The following is an 18,080-nucleotide window of genomic DNA, read 5'->3' as shown; positions in this document are numbered from 1 at the left end:
GTAAATTAAATGATAATAAACCGCACTTTTTGTTTTATACTGTGTCTAAGGAATATAGCAGGGAATAGACAATAAAAACAAGCAAATACAGCAAACTGTAAAAACAGGAGTGTACTATGCAAATTCGTGTTTTTAAGCGTTATAATCCTCGTCAAATTGCACGTTATGTAAAAATTCTATTTACTGGTACGTTTTTTATTCGTGGTATTGGCTTATTTGAATTTCATCAAGGCAAAATCATTTCCCCTAGAGTGAAAAATCTGAAAAAATTCAGCGTGATGAGCGAGGTTAATAAACAAATAAAATCACTTTCTGCTCAAGCTCTTGCTTAATATTGACCGCACTTTATCGTAAAAGTGCGGTTTTTCACACTTTATTGGTGAGAAAATCGATAAAACTTCTGACTTTTGCACTTAAAAATTGCCGATCAAGATAAACGGCATACAGTGTTTTTTCCTCATTTTGTGGCGAGTGGATAATGCGAAGTCGTCCTGTTTTTAGATCATCAGCGATTAACCAATGCGGCAGATAGGCGATGCCAGAGCCCAGTATAGCAAATTGATATAATAAATAAGCACTGTTACTTGAAACGTGAGCCTGCAGTTTATTTGAGTGTGTAATGTATGTTGCAAGCAAACCAAGATGCTGGTGCCAATTATCCTCATTAGGCATACCGTATTGCGCCAGATAAGTGGGGGCGGCAACCCAAGTGAACGGAATTTGTGTCAGTGGCTTAACAATAAGATGCTCATCAGGGGTGTTCGTGACGCGCAATGCTAAATCAATGCCGTGAGAAATCAGGTCAGTATGTTCACTATCAAGGTGCAAACGTAACCGCACTTTGGGATAGGCTTTTTGATAGCCAGCTAAAAGTTGAGTAAAGTGCGGTGTGGAACACCACATTGGTGCGGTAATATTCAATTCACCACTGGGGGTAGTGGTGTCTTGTTGTGCATTTTTTCGTGCACCGTCTAGGATCTCAAGTGCTTGTACACAAGTGGGATAATACTGCTTGCCGACATCTGTTAGACTGATTCGCCGGCTGGTGCGATTGAGTAATTTGGCGTGTAAATGGTGCTCTAAATGACGTAAGTGCTTGCTTGCCATCGCTGTTGAAATTCCAAGCCTTTCCGCGGCAAGGGTAAAACTGCCGTTTTCCACAATGTGTCGAAACACATTCATACTTTTTAAGGTATCCATATTGTTTCCAATTAAGAAATAATGTGTTGCGAAAAATAGTATCGTTAATTATTTAGAAAGGCAATATACTGACGTTCTTTTTTAATAACACATAAAGGATTATTCAATGTCGAAATTAACCACATATCAACCTTATGTTTTAGCATTATTGCGTATGGTTACAGCTTATCTTTTTCTACTCCATGGCAGCGCAAAATTATTAGGGTTGCCGCATGTTGCGATGTTTGATGGCTTACAGCTTTTCTCATTATATGGCTTGGCTGGCGTGTTAGAATTAGTCGGCGGATTATTTATTTTCGTTGGATTTTTAACTCGCATCAGCGCATTTTTATTATCAGGGCAAATGGCTGTGGCATATTTTATGGCACATGCGAGTACCGACACGGTATTCTTGCCGTTATTGAACGGTGGAGAAGGTGCGGTATTGTTCTGTTTCGTCTTTTTCTATCTTGTGTTTTCAGGCGCAGGCGCGTTGGCGATTGATAATAAATTGAATAAATAAGGAGTAGTATGATGAAAAATATCGTGGTTTTAAAAACATCAGTGAATGGCGATCAAAGTATCTCCAATCAGGTTGTGAATGCTATTGTTGCACGTAGTGTAGCGAAATATCCTGACGTGAAGGTAATTGAGCGTGATTTAAATGCTAATCCTGTTCCTGTTTTAACCAGTGAAACGGTCGCAGCAATTCGAGCAGGAAAAAATGAAAGTGCGGTTCAACAGCAAGCTACTGCATTAGCAGATGAATTAATTGATGAGTTAACGCATGCTGATCATATTGTGATTGGATTGCCTCGTTATAATTTTACCGTGCCCGCAACATTTAAAGCCTATGTGGACTATATTGCACGCCCACGTATAACATTTCGCTATGGTGAAAATGGACCAGAGGGGTTATTGCCGAATGTGCCTGTTACCGTGGTGATTGCGAGCGGCGGCAGTTATGCAGGGCAGCCTTATGACTTCATGACAGGGTGGGTTAAACAGGTATTAGGATTCGTTGGTTTAACTAATGTCAACGTGATTCAGGTGGAAAATACGGCAACCCAAAGAGAACAGGCTCTCACTACCGCTCAGACTACGATTGATACTTTATTTTAACAAAAAACCGCACTTTAACGTGCGGTTTTTTCTTTTCAACCTTTCATTAAAATATGATTAATGATTGATGCAACTTTTTTAGTGTGTGTTAAAGGTAGCCAGTGCCCAGCATTTTCTATTGGATATAATTCGATATGATTAGCTTGATTTGCCATTTCTTGTTGTATTTCTTCAGTACAAAAAGGATCTTTTTTTCCATAAATAAGATAGATGGGAATTTTAGTTGTCGATAACCATGACAGGCTACAAGGTCTGTTGCATGCGAGGATCGTTTGATTTTTAAATTGTGTTATAGGCATGTCATTAGCCATTTCTTTCATAAGAATGTGATGATTAGCTGATAAAAGTGAAGAGTCAGGTTCTTGTATTTGCTGACTATAACTATTCAGCAACCCTTTTTTTATCGCTTCATTAAAAAAAGCGTTACGATTTCTTTGAGAAAATATAGGGTCAGCTCTTGCTGTTGATGCGATCAATATTAATCCAGTTATGCGTGTTAGTTTGTTTAGTGTTTCTAAATATTGTGCTAAGTTTAATGATGCGATGCCACCAAGAGAAAATCCAAGTAAAAAAGTATCGTTTACTATGTATTTTTGTAAATAGTGACATTCTCTGTGCCAGTGATTATATCTTCCTAATTCAGGTGTTATGACATTTATACTGTTTAATTCAGATATAAGTGGCACCCATAATTTTTTAGTACAGAGTGTGCCGGGAATCATCACTATATTTGGCATAGCTTAGTATCCAGACTTAGTTGTTAAAGATGGCTCTTTTTTAGTTGAAATATCAGCTCTTATATTTTCTATTATGCTAATATATGCCTGCTTAAGAATATTCGCATCGTTTCCCGGTGTAATAAGATTAAACCCTTCTTTAACTCTTTGTTTGGCGATTTGTGCAGTTGAACAAAATATGCCCGTTAGTAGGTTTCTTTCTTTTGCTTTGTTAAGTATATAATTGATATTTTGTTCTAGTTTTTCACTAGGCTTCCCTGGCTCTATACCTAAGCTTAAAGCAAGATCATTTGGACCGATGTATATCCCTTTTAAGTGTTCTACAGACAAAATAGAGTCTAGGTTATTGATGGCTTCTACCGATTCTATCATTGCCAATGTTAGAATTTCATCATTAGCATAGTATATATAATCAGTTCCTCCATATAATAAGCCTCGACTTGGACCAAAAGATCGGTTTCCAAGAGGTGGATATAAGCAAGAGTTGACAAATTTTTCACAGATAGCTTGATTATCAACCTGTGGGCAAATGATGCCATAGGCACCAGCATCTAATGCTTTCATGATTTCAGCACTTTCACATGATGAAACTCTTAGCAGTGGTACGGCTGATGATGTAGAAATAGCCTGTAGCATATGTATGGCATTTTCAAAATCTAACATACCATGTTGCATATCAATGGTAACAGAATCTAAGCCACTATGGGCAATCACTTCTGCACTATATGCATCATGAAAAGATAGCCAACCATTTATGAAGGAACATGCCTTATTGTGCTTAAATTTTGTTAAAAGAGAGTTTTCTCGCATAATTAGCCTTTTAATAAATGATTATTTATTATCAATCCTGTTGGAACAATATAGCCATTTGCATCCGTTTCCCAGCCTGATCTTTGTGCACTTTGGACAATAGAAGGTGAAAATTCAGGTCTTTTTCGAGAATCTCCAGTCGTAATCACAATAAATTCAGCATCATGATCTTCACTGATATTTTCTATCGTTCTCCAGACATTCTGCGGGATAGAATATGTATCTTCTTCTGACATACTGACATGAGCAGTAGGCTCATCTATATTAAAAGTTAAATGAGCATTACCACTCATAAGAATTAAAACCATTTTTGGCTCTATTTTAAATGGTCCAACTTTTTGCTTTGGCTTAATTCTTAGCCATTCAATAGTAAATCCGTGAGGGTTAACAATTTTTGGCTGCTGGTTTCTATCTTGTGTTATACCAAAGCCAATTACTGGAGCTATCTCGCTTTTGTGTCCTTCTAGAATACTATCTAAAAGCGCATTATGTGAAAAAACTCGTTCATTTTTAGTAACAATATAACTACTCATTTCTTCGAAAGAAAACTTACGCAATTTTGATACTTCAGTTTTAGGGAACGGTTTTATGTATGAAACTCCCTCTGGGAGTTTATCTCCATTTTTTATATCTATAAGCTCATTTGTTTCACTTAAGTAGAGTCCTGTTTTGTTTGCTGCTTCCATAATATCAGGACTCCAGATTACACCCCCGGTGTCATCACCACCTAAGCAGGTAAATAACCAACCATTATCATCTCCTACATTTGTAAAACCTCTAAATATCCATGTAGGAACGGATAAAATATCAAATTTATTAGCAATAAATTCGCCTTGTTCTCCTTTGGCTCCCCAGCGAAACTTCCATTGTCCTCTTAAACACATAAAAACTTCAGCAGTAAAGTGAATATGCAAATTATTGGTTATACCATGAGGCATTGCAGCTGCACCGATATTAAACCCATGTGGTTCTTTTAAATTAATCACTTGGGATTTACTTTGTGTAACGCCAGGTCCAATCAATGAATAATTCTCCTTTGGTACAGATCCAGGTAATCTACAATCTAAGAATGCTTCTGTACATGCGGAATAATCTTGTTTTCTTATCAATCGTTCGTTAGCTTGTTGTTGAGATAGTTTCATTTTGTCTCCTTTTTTATGTTTTTTTCTAACTTAAACATAAAACGATATTTTTAGAAGTCTTTTTGTTAAAAAATGTGATCAAATTAACATTAATTTAATTAATTACATAAAAATGTAACAAAAATTAACATTTTGTGGTATATCCTTTTTTTGAGAATGTTACTAGACTTTAGATTAGAGTGTTAGGTTATTCTCAATTTTATTGATAAATCATATGGTTAATTAAGGGAGACAACTTATGAAAAAATCAGTTATATCAATGTGTTTGGCACTATTAGGCTCATTAATATCAATGAATGTATATTCAGCAATTGATTTTCGTATAGCACATGATAGCCAAGAAAATTCACCACTTCATGAATCATTGTTATTTTTTAAACAACAGTTAGAGCAAAAATCTGATGGCGAATTTAATGTACAAATTTATCCTTCTGGGCAATTGGGTGGAGTGAGAGAAACCACAGAAATGGTACAACATAATAACATCCAAATGACAACAGCGGCTTCTGTTTTATTATCACCATATATCCCAGAATTTAATGTATTAGACTTATTTTATTTATTTAAAGATGAAGAACATGCTCATGCAGTATTAGATGGTGAAGTTGGTCAAAAGCTACTGAAAGCTATGGAAAAAAAACATTTTTATGGGCTTGGCTATGGAGAGGTTGGCTTTAGAAATTTTTCTAATAATATTCATCCTTTAAAAACACTAGACGACTTTAACACACTGAAAATTCGTTCTGCTGATAACCCTACACAAATTATCGCATGGAAATCTATTGGCCTTTTACCGATTCCTTTGGCGTGGGGAGAAATTTACACTTCCTTACAACAAGGTTTAATTAACGGACAAGAAAGCGCACTTATTTCAATATTAACTCAGCGTTTTTATGAGTCACAAAAATATTTATCATTAACAAAGCATATTTATACAAATCATGTGTTTTTTACAAGTCTTGAATTTTGGGAAAGCTTAAACCCAGAGCAGAAAAATTTATTAAGTAGCGAAATTAAAAATACTATCAAATTACAGAGAAGATTATCTAAAGAAAAAAATCAAGAAACGCTTAATGTGTTACAAAATAAAGGAATGGAGATTAATGACGTTCCTGAAGACACGAAAGAAATTCTTAAAGAAAAATTGAATAGTTCGATCTCTAAACAAGTTAAGGAAAAAGCAGGAAAAGAATTATATGATTATGTTTTAAAAAAAATAAATTCAGAACAATAATATAATTGTGGAGGGGGCTCAGTAACTGAGCCTATTGCAATATGAAAATATCAGAGATTTTTTTTATTATTGAAAAATTTTTTGAGCCTTTTTTTATAGTACTATCTGTAGGACTATTAACAATTCTTGTTTTTTTGATGGTTGGTTTAAGACCGTTTGATATTAGTATAGCTTGGTTTAGTGAGTTGTCGCGATATATGTTTGTATGGGCGATATATTTAGGCATTAGTTATGCTATTAGGGATGAACGTCATATAAGAGTAACTCTATTTTTAGACTTATTACCGTATAAGTTACAACAGTTTTTATTGATGTTGGCTGATATTGTTTTTATGCTATATTCAATTATTGTTGCTTATTTTGGTTATTTGATATGTATAAAAAGTATTTCATTGGGGCAAATAGCACCTGCAATGGAAATTTCGGTTGTGTTTTTGTATGCTTCAGTAGTTATTAGTGCAGTTTTATGTGTTTTAAGATTAGCTCCAAAAATTGCTAAAAAAGTAAAATTAATACTAAGTCAGGCTGATAATAATAAACATAGTATTTATCATCAGGGGGAATTATGACAGCAGAAATATTATTTGGTTCATTTTTACTTTTGTTGTTAATTGGTGTTCCCATCGGCATCGCATTAGGTAGTGCTAGTATTATTGCGATCTTATTTATGCCGTTTCTTAATTTTCAATTTTTTGTTCAAGGATTAATATCTAGTTTAGACTCTTTTACATTATTGGCTGTAATCTTGTTTACTCTTGCTGGAAATTTAATGAGTCATGGTGGTATATCAGAAAGATTATTGCATGTCGCTAAGGCTTTCTTTGGGCATTATACAGGAGGTTTAGGTATTGTCACAATTATTGCTTGTGTATTTTTTAGTGCTATATCAGGAACAGGTTCGGCGACAGTTGCCGCGATAGGATTATCTATGATTCCAGCTATGGCTAAAAGTGGATATGATCGAGCTTATGCAGCCTCCATGGTTGCAACAGCAGGTGGTATTGGTGTTATTATTCCTCCCAGTGTGGTTATGATTGTTTATGCGATCATTGCTGGCGAATCAGTAACTGCGATGTTTATGGCGGGTATTATTCCTGGCTTAGTTGTAGCATTGGTTTTATTGGCTTATTCTATTTATCAATCATATAATAAGGGCTATTCAGGACATCTAACAAAATTCTCTTGGAAGGAAAAAATTCAAGCTTTAAATAAAGCTAAAGCGTCATTATTATTACCAGTAATTATTTTAGGAGGAATTTATTCAGGACAATTTACACCAACAGAATCGGCAGCAGTAGCAGTTATTTATGGTGGAATATTAAGTTTTTTTATTTATAAAGAGCTTAATTTATCTGATTTACCTAAAATCATTTTAGAATCTGCTATTTTAGTATCAACGGTCTTAGTCATTGTCGGGGCATCTGTTGCATTTGGAAGGATACTAACAATTGATCGAGTGCCTGAGCAAATCGCAACATTTATATTATCATTAACAGATAATAAAATTTTTATATTATTAGCAATTAATATTTTACTTTTAATTGTAGGTACATTTTTAGAAACATTGGCCGCTGTTGTCATTCTAACACCTATTCTATTACCGATAGTCACTACATTAGGAATCAGTCCCGTTCATTTTGGAATTATCATGGTGGTAAATTTGGCTATTGGATTTATCACACCTCCATTAGGAGCAAATTTATTTATGGCTTCGCAAGTAGGAAATGTAGCATTTTCAGAGCTATCAAAATCAATTTTAGGTTGGCTGGGAGCTATGTTAATCGCATTGCTACTTATTACCTATATTCCACAACTGTCCTTATTTTTACCATCACTTTTCCAATAACAAAAAAACCGCACTTTAAAGTGCGGTTTTTTTCAATAGGAGTGGATTACATCATGCCACCCATTCCGCCCATTCCACCCATACCAGCGGCACCCATATCAGGCGCATCTGCTTTTGGTAGTTCGGTCACCATACATTCGGTGGTGATCATTAAGCCTGCGATAGAGGCTGCAAATTGAAGTGCTGAGCGGGTTACTTTGGTTGGGTCAAGAATACCCATTTCCACCATATCGCCGTATTCTTCAGTTGCTGCATTATAGCCATAGTTGCCTTTGCCATCTTTCACATTACGTGCAACGACTGACGCTTCTTCACCAGCATTGGTTACAATTTGACGAAGTGGAGCTTCCATCGCACGCAGTGCTAATTTAATGCCGACATTTTGTTCTTCGTTGTCGCCAGTTAAATTGGCAAGTTCGCTTGCGACACGGATTAAGGCAACGCCTCCACCAGCAACCACGCCTTCCTCAACCGCAGCACGTGTTGCGTGAAGTGCGTCTTCTACGCGTGCTTTTTTCTCTTTCATTTCAACTTCTGTTGCTGCGCCAACTTTAATGACTGCTACGCCACCTGCAAGTTTTGCAACACGCTCTTGTAATTTTTCGCGATCATAATCTGAAGTCGACTCTTCGATTTGTTGGCGAATTTGTGTTACACGTGCACTGATTTGATCTTGCTCACCAATACCGTCGATGATAGTGGTATTATCTTTGGTGATGACAACACGCTTCGCTTGACCAAGTTCCGCCAATGTGGCTTTGTCAAGTTCCATACCGATTTCTTCTGAAATCACAGTGCCAGCAGTTAAGATAGCAATATCTTGCAACATTGCTTTACGGCGATCCCCAAAGCCAGGTGCTTTCACTGCAGCTACTTTCACAATGCCGCGCATGGTGTTAACCACTAAGGTCGCTAATGCTTCGCCTTCAACATCTTCTGCAATAATAAAGAGCGGTTTACCTGCTTTGGCAACAGCTTCTAATACTGGAAGTAATTCGCGAATATTAGAGATTTTTTTATCTACCAATAAGATATATGGATTATCTAATTCAACACTGCCTGTTTCAGGTTTGTTGATGAAATAAGGTGATAGGTAGCCACGATCAAATTGCATACCTTCAACAACATTTAATTCGTCTTCTAAGCCACTGCCATCTTCTACGGTGATCACGCCTTCTTTACCCACTTTATCCATGGCTTGCGCAATCAATTTGCCGACAGTGTTATCAGAGTTTGCTGAAATTGTACCCACTTGCTCAATCGCTTTAGAGTCCGCACACGGTACAGATAATTTTTTCAATTCCTCCACACCAGCACTCACGGCTTTATCAATACCACGTTTTAAATCCATTGGATTCATACCAGCGGCAACGGCTTTTAAACCTTCAGTTACGATTGCTTGTGCGAGTACCGTTGCGGTAGTGGTGCCGTCACCTGCTGCGTCGTTTGCTTTAGAGGCAACTTCTTTCACCATTTGAGCACCCATATTTTCGAATTTATCTTCTAATTCGATTTCACGTGCCACAGAGACACCATCTTTTGTGATAGTTGGTGCGCCGAAAGATTTATCTAATACAACGTTACGACCTTTTGGTCCCAACGTGACTTTTACTGCGTTTGCTAACACGTTCACGCCGTCTAACATTTTAATACGTGCATCGTTTCCAAATTTTACGTCTTTTGCTGCCATAATCTTTAATCCTTTTTGATTTCGTTATGTTTAATTATTCTACAATTGCTAATACATCATTTTCAGATAAAATTAACACTTCTTCGCCGTCAATTTTTTCTGCTTTCACACCATAACCTTCGTTGAAAATCACAGTATCACCCACTTTAACATCAAGTGGTTGCACTTGACCATTGTCCAAAATGCGACCTTTACCTACTGCGAGGACTTTACCACGAGTAGATTTGGTTGCCGCAGAGCCTGTCAGTACAATACCGCCTGCCGATTTTGTTTCAACGTCTTCACGTTTAATAATTACGCGATCATGTAATGGACGAATATTCATTTAAAAACTCCTTAAATAGGTTGAAAAGACAAGACGCTATGCGTCAAATTTTTGATACTCACTTTAATATGGGCATACTGCACAAGTTTCAAGGGGAAAAATAAAATTATTTTAAAGTGCGGTCATCATCGGCTTTTTTTGCATATTCTGCTTCAAAAACAGTGTCATTATTGTCATCTGCCCTTTGTTGAAATTGCCCAAAACGTTGCACAATGCGAAAGCCTTTCACTCGTTTTATGAGCCAATGTTCTAGCCATAAGCTCGTGGTTGGCAGAAGTAGTAAAATGGCAAGGATGTCGCTGACAAAGCCAGGAATAAAAAACAACACGCCCGCAGTAATCCAAATTGCACCTTGAAATAAACTCCGCGAAGGAATTTCGCCAGCACGCAACTGTTGTTGTAGCTTCATCATGGTATACCAGCCACGCATCCGAATTAAAAATAATCCAAGCAGAGAAGAGGCAATGAGCAGAAGTAATAACGGGATGACGCCAATAGCACTGCCAATGGCCACTAATAGCGTTAATTCTAAATAGATATAAAGCGCGATGATGGAGAAAAAAATCAAAAATGGCATGGGCGGTTACTCCTTTGAATAGTCATTATTAATAAATGGGGATAAAAGTGCGGTTTTCAAGGTGAGTTTGGATTAAAAAAAATAATGGATAAAATAAATTAATGTCGAATGACCAAGCAAAAAATCTGAGTAAAATGGTACTCATAACGAGTTAATTTATAACAACATTAAGGAGTGGCTATGGCAGAGTTTAGAAAAGAAAAAGATCTTTTGGGTGAGCGTGATGTGCCTGCTGATGTGTATTGGGGGATTCATACGTTGCGTGCGGTTGAAAATTTCAAGATTTCCAATGCGAAAATCTCAGATATTCCAGCATTTGTGCGTGGTATGGTGATGGTGAAAAAAGCGGCGGCGAAAGCGAACATGGAATTAAAAGTGATTCCAAAAGCAGTTGGTGACGCCATCATCAAAGCCTGTGATCAAGTATTACAAGAAGGAAAATGTTTAGATCAATTCCCATCAGATGTCTATCAAGGTGGTGCGGGAACTTCGGTGAATATGAATACGAACGAGGTTATTGCCAATCTCGCATTGGAAATTTTAGGGCATAAAAAAGGCGAGTATCAATATCTTGATCCAATGGATCATGTGAATGCCAGCCAATCTACCAATGATGCGTATCCAACAGGTTTTCGCATTGCGGTGTACACCTCATTAATGGAATTGGTGGAAAAAATCCGTTATTTGCAACAAGGCTTTGAACATAAAGCCAAAGAATTTGCTAATGTCATGAAAATGGGGCGGACACAATTACAAGATGCCGTACCAATGAGTGTTGGACAGGAATTTGAGGCTTTTGCTGTCTTGTTAGAAGAGGAAATCTCAAATCTTGAACGCACTGCACAATTATTATTGGAGGTCAATCTTGGTGCAACGGCTATTGGTACAGGTGTAAATACCCCGAAAGGTTATCCTGCACTTGCGACTCGCTATTTAGCAGAAGTAACTGGATTGCCTTGCACATCGTCTAAAAACTTGATTGAAGCTACGTCGGACTGCGGAGCTTATGTGATGATGCACGGTGCATTGAAACGTACAGCTGTTAAAATGTCGAAAGTGTGTAACGATTTACGTTTACTGTCATCAGGACCGCGTGCAGGGTTGAATGAAATCAATTTACCAGAGTTGCAGGCTGGCTCATCCATTATGCCTGCCAAAGTGAATCCTGTGGTACCAGAGGTTGTCAACCAAGTCTGCTTTAAAGTTTTTGGTAATGATTTGACGGTAACTTTTGCGGCGGAAGCGGGGCAGTTACAATTAAATGTCATGGAGCCGGTCATTGGGCAAGCCATGTTTGAAACGATTTCATTGTTGGCAAATGCATGTGTCAATTTGCGAGATAAATGCGTGGATGGCATTACAGTCAACAAAGCGGTGTGTGAAAACTATGTGCTTAATTCTATTGGCATTATCACTTATCTTAATCCATTTATTGGGCATCACAATGGCGATGTCATTGGCAAAATTTGTGCACAAACAGGACGTAGTGTGCGTGAAGTGGTATTAGAAAAAGGGTTATTAAGTGAAGAACAGTTAGATGACATTCTCTCACCTGAAAATTTAATGAACCCAACGTATAAAGCGAAAGATGTTGAATAAATTGTATTGATAACATCTTCAAAGTGCGGTATTAACCGCACTTTTTTGTATGGCATTAAACAAAATCGCTCTGCCAGGATGAACGTTTATTCTCAATAGGAGATATGCTACCCTAAACAAAATGCGAAGGGGGAGTTTATGTATTTTTACCGCACATTGGCACCTATTAAGATAATCAGTTTTGATCTTGATGATACCCTTTATGATAATCAGCCAGTAATGGTTGATGCAGAGCATGCTTTTTTGATGATGTTGCAACAAAAAAGTGAGCTGGCACAACTTAATGAAAATTATTGGGCAAAATGGAAAAACTGGATTGCTAGCCGTAATCCGTTAGTGTGTGAAGATGTTGTGCAATGGCGTGTAGCAACAATACAGGCAATGTTACATCATCATGGCATTAGTGGTGTGCGTGGGCAACAGATTCTTCTAGATTGTATGACAGAATTCGTGCATTGGCGGCATAAGGTTAAAGCCAGTGCGGAGATTGTGGCAATATTAGATCGGCTAGCAGTGCGCTTTCCTTTGGCGGCAATCAGTAATGGTAACCTTGTACCACACCAAATCAATTTACCGCACTTTAGTCTTTATCTACGAGGTGGACAGCATGGCAGAGCCAAACCGCATGCTGACTTATTTCGGCAAACGGCGACCTATTTTGCGGTGCAACCATATGAAATTTTACACGTCGGTGATAGCCTGATTACCGATGTGGCTGGTGCAATCAATGCAGGTTGTCAAGCAGCGTGGCTACGACTGACGCCGCAAGATATTTTGAATACACCTCAGGCAAGAATATTACCAACCCTCGTTATTGATCGCATTGCCGAGTTAGAAATGTTCTTATAACTGCCCACGCGTGGTGATTACTGCGACATTGGTTGCATTTGCCACAGCCGTTGGCTTACTCACTTTTAGGCGCAAGGCTTGAATACCGAAACGTGCTTGCAGTGCATCGCAAATTTCATAGGCAAGGCGTTCGATTAACTTGAATGCGCGCGCATTGATAAAATCTGTGATAAATTGGCTGACTTCGGCATAGTTTAAACAATACTGCACATCATCATAGTGTGCAGCGTGTTGACAATCCCATAACATTTCTAAGTCGAGCACTAAGCGTTGTTTAATCTCTTGCTCCCAGTCATAAACACCAATACTTGCAAATACGGTTAAACCTTCAATAACCACTCTATCGTTCATTTTTTCCTCTGCATGTACGTTAATCAACATTTTGCAAGATTATGCCACTAAATTTAGGTATAATGCACTCAATTCGTTAATTGGAATCGAACATTATGAGCTTATTTGCCCTTACCTATATGATTTTCGCCTATTTAATCGGCTCTATTTCCAGCGCGATTATTGTCTGTCGTTTACTGAAATTACCTGATCCACGCACGGCAGGATCACACAATCCAGGTGCAACAAATGTATTGCGTATTGGAGGGAAAGTGCCAGCGTTGGCAGTGCTTATTTTTGATATGCTAAAAGGAATGTTGCCAGTGTGGGTGGGGTATTATCTTGGGCTAAGTCAATTTGAGTTGGGTATGGTAGCATTAGGTGCGTGTCTTGGGCATATTTTTCCGTTGTATTACCGTTTTCGTGGCGGGAAAGGGGTGGCGACCGCATTGGGTGCAATTGCACCAATAGGGTGGTCAGTGGCAGGCACAATGTTTGGTACTTGGCTCGCCGTATTTTTGATTACAGGTTATTCCTCATTAAGTGCGATTATCACCGCACTAACGGTGCCATTTTATGTTTATTATTTCAAACCAGAATTCACGCTTCCTGTTGCGCTGGTATGCTGCTTATTGATTTATCGTCACCACGATAACATTCAGCGACTCTGGCGAGGGCAAGAAGATAAAATGTGGACGAAATTAAAAAAGAAAATAGGTAATAACAACTAAAAGTGCGGTCAGACCGCACTTTTTTATTGCATTTTTTTGATGATAACGGCATAGGTCAGCAGTGAAATACCGTTAGAAATGAGTTCCAGTGCCAAAAGTAACCCTAATAGCGTTGCCGCCGCAGTAGCGAGATTGGCGAAAATGATCAGTGAAATCAGCAATGATAGTAAGCCTGAAAACATGACAAAGCCAAAAAAAGGTGTTTGGCGTAGTCGCCACGATGCGAGTAATTTCGCTGTGCCAAGCAAGAGTAGCAGGCATGATATCATCACTGTTAATGACACTAAACTTTCCAATGGATTATTGAGCATAACTAAACCGAGTAGCAGCCCAACCAAGCCTGCTAGCATAACCCACGAAAAACGCTGCGTTTTCCACGCTGAATACAGTTGAATAAGCCCAATGACAATAAAAATGCCTGCGATTAATTGTTCGACTGCAAGGCTTGCAGCAAAAGGGTTAATTATCGCCAAGATGCCAAAGAGAATGGATAAAATACCAATACCTAACCAAATATGCCAATTTTTCATCATTTGTCCTTTGTTATTTAAGAAATCGGTTCAAGGGTAGTCATCGCCCAACGCGGTTGTACTTGAATGCTTAAATCTGTTTGCTGACCGCACTTTAAGCGTAAGAAACCAGCGTACGCAATCATAGCGCCGTTGTCTGTACAAAATTGCGGTTGCGGATAATAAACTGCACCGCCAAGAGATTGCATCATCTTGTCCAGCGCCTGACGCAAAGTGCGGTTAGCACTGACACCACCTGCGATCACTAGCCGTTTAAGCCCTGTTTGTTTGAGTGCACGACGACATTTGATCAATAGCGTATCAACCACGGCTTGCTCAAACGCGAATGCAATATCAGCACGGGTTTGCTCATCAAGTGTATGTTGTGCAATGGTGTTTGCTGCAAAAGTTTTCAACCCCGAAAAGCTGAAATCTAGCCCAGGTCGATCGGTCATAGGCCGCGGGAATTGAAACCGCACTTTGCCTTTTTGTGCAAGACGTGAGAGTGCTGCACCGCCAGGATAATCAAGTCCTAATAATTTTGCGGTTTTGTCGAAAGCTTCGCCTGCCGCATCATCAATCGATTCGCCTAATAATTCATATTGTCCAACCCCATCAACACGCACTAATTGCGTATGCCCTCCTGACACGAGCAGGGCTAAAAAGGGAAAGTGCGGTGGATTTGCTTCAAGCATTGGTGCAAGTAAATGCCCTTCCATATGATGAACCCCAAGTGCTGGAACTTGCCAAGCGTATGCCAGTGAGCGAGCAATACTTGCGCCAACTAATAATGCACCAACCAATCCAGGACCAGCGGTGTAAGCAATGCCGTCAATATCTTTTGCGTTTAGATTCGCTTCAGCCAGTGCGGCGTTAATAAGTGGTGCGGTTTTGCGGATATGATCGCGGGATGCAAGTTCTGGCACAACGCCACCGTAGTCTGCGTGTAGTGCAATTTGCGAATAGAGTTGGTTGGCGACCAACCCCTGCGCTTCGTCATAAATGGCAACGCCCGTTTCATCGCATGACGTTTCAATTCCAAGAATACGCATAGTTTGTCCAAAATGAGTTTTCATAGTGTGCTATTCTACACTAAATTTTGCCGTATTCTCTATGTATGAACGGAATTTTGCCTAAATTTTGCCTTTTTGCTTTGACTTTACGGGCAATTTTGGAGTAAAATTGCAACCCTTAATCAAGTCTTGTCGTCAATTTGTTGGCGATGTGTATGAAAAATAACAAAATTCCTTTGAGGTGATTGGCAAATGCCTGTAATTAAAGTACGTGAAAACGAATCATTTGACGTAGCATTACGTCGTTTTAAACGTTCCTGCGAAAAAGCGGGTATCTTAGCGGAAGTTCGCAGCCGTGAATTTTACGAAAAACCAACAACTATTCGTAAACGCGAAAAAGCATCTGCGGCGAAACGCCACGCTAAAAAATTAGCTCGCGAAAACGCACGCCACACACGTCTTTACTAATTTATTGCGTGTGCCGCTTGTCGGCAAGCTGTATTGAAACCGTGAATGCTTAGGCTTCACGGTTTTATTGTATGCTATCATTTTTGAGATTCACATTTGGGAGTTTGCAATGAAAGGTTCTATTCCAAGAGCGTTTATTGATGATTTGCTCGCCCGTACGGATATTGTGGATCTCATCAACACTCGGGTTAAATTAAAAAAAGCAGGACGTGATTATCAAGCCTGCTGCCCATTTCACCATGAAAAAACGCCGTCGTTCACAGTGAGTCAAGCTAAGCAGTTTTATCATTGTTTTGGTTGTGGTGCACATGGTAATGCGATTTCCTTTTTGATGGAATTTGATAAATTGGAATTTCCAGAAGCCATTGAGGAATTAGCGGCGATTCAGGGCGTGGATGTGCCACGGGAAAATCGTGTAGAGGATGGCAAACCGCACTTGAATTATCAACGTCGGCGTGATTTACATCAATTAATGGGCGACATTGCTACGTTTTACGCTCAGTTGCTAACGCAGCACGCAGACGCAATGGCGTATGTTGCTCAACGTGGATTAAGTGACGATGTGGTCGCACGCTATCAAATTGGTTTTGTACCAAATTCGATGAATACAGTGCTTCAGCAATTTGGCAGAGGGCATGAGCAGCGTGAGCAGTTATTGGCAACGGGGATGTTGTCTCAAAATGATCGCGGAAATACATACGATCGTTTTCGTCATCGCTTAATGTTCCCTATTCGTGATAAACGTGGTCGTGTTATTGCCTTTGGTGGACGGGTATTAGGCGATGAAAAACCCAAATATCTGAATTCTCCAGAAACGGCAATTTACCATAAAGGAAATGAACTTTATGGGCTTTATGAAGCATTGCAGTGTGACGAAAATCCGGATTTTTTACTGGTTGTTGAAGGGTATATGGATGTCGTAGCATTAGCACAATTTGGGGTTGATAATGCGGTTGCCGCACTAGGAACAGCTACCACGGGCGAGCAAATTCAGCAACTTTTTCGTGCAAGTGAGCAAATCGTTTGTTGCTATGATGCAGATAGAGCAGGGCGAGATGCCGCGTGGCGCGCCCTTGAAAATGCCTTAGTGCATTTGCATGATGGGCGACAGTTAAAATTTGTCTTTCTGCCTGATGGGGAAGATCCTGATTCTTATATTCGTAGTGTAGGCAAAGAGGCTTTTTTAGCCTATGTCCAGCAGGCGAAAAGTTTTACTGATTTTTTGTTTGATCATCTGCTCTCGCAAGTCGATCTCAGCTCCAAAGAGGGGAAAACGAAATTGGCGGCACTTTGTGAGCCAATCATCAATAAAATTCCTGGTAAAGTACTGCAAAGCCAAGTGCTTGATATGTTGGGCAGCAAAATGGGGGTTTTCAATCGCGAGCAATTAAATTCTCTATTAATCACAAAAAAGCAAAGTGCGGTTGATGGTCAATATGTGCAACCGAGTGTGAAACGCACCCCTATGCGGCTAGTGATAGCATTGTTGCTGCAAAACCCGAAATTAATTGCGTTTGTGCCAGATATTGAGCCGTTGAAATCGCTTGAGGACACAGGCGCACAGTTATTATATCAACTTGCGCAACTTTGCCAGCAGCATGTCGGGCTAAGTACAGGGCAAATTTTAGAGCATTGGCGCGGAAAAGAACACTGTAAAGCCCTTGAAATATTGGCGATGTGGGATCATTTAATCAGTGATGACAATATTGAAGCTACTTTTAAAGATAATCTCAATTATCTTTATAGCCAATTGATTGATAAACGCATGGCTGAGCTGATAGCTAAAGATCGTAGTTCAGCGTTAAGTGATGACGAAAAATACGAATTGGCGCAGCTTCTCATCGTGCAGAAATCATCTGGGTAAGAAAGCAAAATCTATGTTATACTTAGCTTTTGCCTTAATATATAACTCATTTATC

At 39.0% G+C, this 18,080-nt stretch carries 21 protein-coding genes; 11 read left to right on the top strand and 10 right to left on the bottom strand.

Going from position 1 to position 18,080, the window contains the following annotated elements:
- The first annotated feature begins 116 nt into the window (after positions 1 to 116).
- Positions 117 to 332 (top strand): DUF1107 family protein, encoded by a 216-nt coding sequence (locus tag HPC40_RS07455; RefSeq protein WP_235972358.1) that lies wholly within the window; start codon positions 117 to 119, stop codon positions 330 to 332.
- A gap of 34 nt (positions 333 to 366) precedes the next feature.
- On the opposite strand, the gene HPC40_RS07450 is transcribed toward HPC40_RS07455, so the two are convergent.
- Positions 367 to 1,200 carry a LysR family transcriptional regulator gene (locus tag HPC40_RS07450; RefSeq protein ID WP_208118866.1) on the bottom strand — a complete coding sequence of 278 codons (834 nt, stop codon included), beginning with the start codon at positions 1,198 to 1,200 and terminating at the stop codon, positions 367 to 369.
- Positions 1,201 to 1,306: 106 nt separating this feature from the next.
- Between HPC40_RS07450 and HPC40_RS07445 the strand changes: the two genes are divergently transcribed.
- Both HPC40_RS07445 and HPC40_RS07440 read left to right on the top strand, forming a co-directional pair.
- Entirely contained in the window at positions 1,307 to 1,702 is a 396-nt protein-coding gene (locus HPC40_RS07445) for a DoxX family protein (RefSeq protein ID WP_208118865.1), read from the top strand.
- A gap of 8 nt (positions 1,703 to 1,710) precedes the next feature.
- Complete coding sequence (locus tag HPC40_RS07440) at positions 1,711 to 2,301, top strand: FMN-dependent NADH-azoreductase (protein WP_235972357.1); 591 nt, start codon at positions 1,711 to 1,713, stop codon at positions 2,299 to 2,301.
- A gap of 35 nt (positions 2,302 to 2,336) precedes the next feature.
- On the opposite strand, the gene HPC40_RS07435 is transcribed toward HPC40_RS07440, so the two are convergent.
- Genes HPC40_RS07435 through HPC40_RS07425 form a run of 3 tightly spaced genes read right to left on the bottom strand, consistent with a single transcriptional unit; the run spans position 2,337 to position 4,990 of the window.
- Positions 2,337 to 3,038 carry an alpha/beta fold hydrolase gene (locus HPC40_RS07435; protein ID WP_208118864.1) on the bottom strand — a complete coding sequence of 234 codons (702 nt, stop codon included), beginning with the start codon at positions 3,036 to 3,038 and terminating at the stop codon, positions 2,337 to 2,339.
- Between the two features lie 3 nt (positions 3,039 to 3,041).
- Complete coding sequence (locus tag HPC40_RS07430; RefSeq protein WP_208118863.1) at positions 3,042 to 3,848, bottom strand: HpcH/HpaI aldolase family protein; 807 nt, start codon at positions 3,846 to 3,848, stop codon at positions 3,042 to 3,044.
- 2 nt (positions 3,849 to 3,850) lie between these two features.
- Positions 3,851 to 4,990: a cupin domain-containing protein gene (locus HPC40_RS07425; RefSeq protein WP_208118862.1), complete on the bottom strand. Its 1,140-nt coding sequence runs from the start codon at positions 4,988 to 4,990 to the stop codon at positions 3,851 to 3,853.
- Between the two features lie 238 nt (positions 4,991 to 5,228).
- On the opposite strand from HPC40_RS07425, the gene HPC40_RS07420 reads away from it, so the two are divergent.
- From HPC40_RS07420 to HPC40_RS07410, 3 genes are read left to right on the top strand one after another with little or no spacing between them, the layout of a single operon-like run.
- Positions 5,229 to 6,224, top strand: coding sequence for a TRAP transporter substrate-binding protein (locus HPC40_RS07420; RefSeq protein ID WP_208118861.1), 996 nt, complete (start codon positions 5,229 to 5,231; stop codon positions 6,222 to 6,224).
- 41 nt (positions 6,225 to 6,265) lie between these two features.
- A complete protein-coding gene (locus tag HPC40_RS07415; RefSeq protein ID WP_208118860.1) occupies positions 6,266 to 6,793 on the top strand; it encodes a TRAP transporter small permease in 528 nt (175 codons plus the stop codon).
- Positions 6,790 to 8,070 carry a TRAP transporter large permease gene (locus tag HPC40_RS07410; RefSeq protein WP_208118859.1) on the top strand — a complete coding sequence of 427 codons (1,281 nt, stop codon included), beginning with the start codon at positions 6,790 to 6,792 and terminating at the stop codon, positions 8,068 to 8,070. The genes HPC40_RS07415 and HPC40_RS07410 overlap by 4 nt, the downstream gene beginning before the upstream one ends.
- Positions 8,071 to 8,116: 46 nt before the next feature.
- Here the strand turns inward: HPC40_RS07410 and groL are convergent, their stop codons facing one another.
- The 3 genes from groL to HPC40_RS07395 form a co-directional block, all read right to left on the bottom strand.
- On the bottom strand, positions 8,117 to 9,760 hold the full coding sequence (gene groL / locus HPC40_RS07405; protein ID WP_208118858.1) for a chaperonin GroEL: 1,644 nt from the start codon (positions 9,758 to 9,760) through the stop codon (positions 8,117 to 8,119).
- Positions 9,761 to 9,794: 34 nt separating this feature from the next.
- On the bottom strand, positions 9,795 to 10,085 hold the full coding sequence (locus tag HPC40_RS07400; RefSeq protein ID WP_208118857.1) for a co-chaperone GroES: 291 nt from the start codon (positions 10,083 to 10,085) through the stop codon (positions 9,795 to 9,797).
- Positions 10,086 to 10,191: 106 nt separating this feature from the next.
- Positions 10,192 to 10,662: an FxsA family protein gene (locus HPC40_RS07395; protein ID WP_208118856.1), complete on the bottom strand. Its 471-nt coding sequence runs from the start codon at positions 10,660 to 10,662 to the stop codon at positions 10,192 to 10,194.
- 180 nt (positions 10,663 to 10,842) lie between these two features.
- Between HPC40_RS07395 and aspA the strand changes: the two genes are divergently transcribed.
- Positions 10,843 to 12,261 (top strand): aspartate ammonia-lyase, encoded by a 1,419-nt coding sequence (aspA, locus tag HPC40_RS07390; protein ID WP_208118855.1) that lies wholly within the window; start codon positions 10,843 to 10,845, stop codon positions 12,259 to 12,261.
- Between the two features lie 138 nt (positions 12,262 to 12,399).
- Positions 12,400 to 13,110 (top strand): HAD-IA family hydrolase, encoded by a 711-nt coding sequence (locus HPC40_RS07385; RefSeq protein ID WP_208118854.1) that lies wholly within the window; start codon positions 12,400 to 12,402, stop codon positions 13,108 to 13,110.
- Here HPC40_RS07385 and folB read toward each other — a convergent pair.
- Positions 13,105 to 13,461 (bottom strand): dihydroneopterin aldolase, encoded by a 357-nt coding sequence (folB, locus tag HPC40_RS07380; RefSeq protein ID WP_208118853.1) that lies wholly within the window; start codon positions 13,459 to 13,461, stop codon positions 13,105 to 13,107. The genes HPC40_RS07385 and folB overlap by 6 nt on opposite strands.
- A 95-nt stretch (positions 13,462 to 13,556) precedes the next feature.
- On the opposite strand from folB, the gene plsY reads away from it, so the two are divergent.
- The gene (gene plsY, locus HPC40_RS07375) at positions 13,557 to 14,171 is read left to right on the top strand and encodes a glycerol-3-phosphate 1-O-acyltransferase PlsY (RefSeq protein ID WP_208118852.1); all 615 of its coding nucleotides are present in this window, start codon (positions 13,557 to 13,559) and stop codon (positions 14,169 to 14,171) included.
- Positions 14,172 to 14,194: 23 nt separating this feature from the next.
- Here plsY and HPC40_RS07370 read toward each other — a convergent pair whose 3' ends face one another.
- Together HPC40_RS07370 and tsaD are read right to left on the bottom strand one after the other, a co-directional pair.
- Positions 14,195 to 14,701, bottom strand: a complete 507-nt coding sequence (locus HPC40_RS07370; protein ID WP_208118851.1) for a DUF308 domain-containing protein — start codon at positions 14,699 to 14,701, stop codon at positions 14,195 to 14,197.
- 17 nt (positions 14,702 to 14,718) lie between these two features.
- On the bottom strand, positions 14,719 to 15,732 hold the full coding sequence (gene tsaD, locus HPC40_RS07365; RefSeq protein WP_208118850.1) for a tRNA (adenosine(37)-N6)-threonylcarbamoyltransferase complex transferase subunit TsaD: 1,014 nt from the start codon (positions 15,730 to 15,732) through the stop codon (positions 14,719 to 14,721).
- Between the two features lie 213 nt (positions 15,733 to 15,945).
- Between tsaD and rpsU the strand changes: the two genes are divergently transcribed.
- Together rpsU and dnaG are read left to right on the top strand one after the other, a co-directional pair.
- Positions 15,946 to 16,161 carry a 30S ribosomal protein S21 gene (rpsU, locus tag HPC40_RS07360; RefSeq protein WP_013745715.1) on the top strand — a complete coding sequence of 72 codons (216 nt, stop codon included), beginning with the start codon at positions 15,946 to 15,948 and terminating at the stop codon, positions 16,159 to 16,161.
- A gap of 109 nt (positions 16,162 to 16,270) precedes the next feature.
- Positions 16,271 to 18,025: a DNA primase gene (gene dnaG / locus HPC40_RS07355; protein ID WP_208118849.1), complete on the top strand. Its 1,755-nt coding sequence runs from the start codon at positions 16,271 to 16,273 to the stop codon at positions 18,023 to 18,025.
- Positions 18,026 to 18,080: the final 55 nt, after the last annotated feature.

This window comes from Spirabiliibacterium falconis, assembly GCF_014885015.1.
Taxonomy (GTDB): Bacteria; Pseudomonadota; Gammaproteobacteria; order Enterobacterales; family Pasteurellaceae; genus Spirabiliibacterium; species Spirabiliibacterium falconis.
Note: the sequence above shows the minus strand (reverse complement) of the source record. Positions and strands in the feature narration are given on the sequence as shown.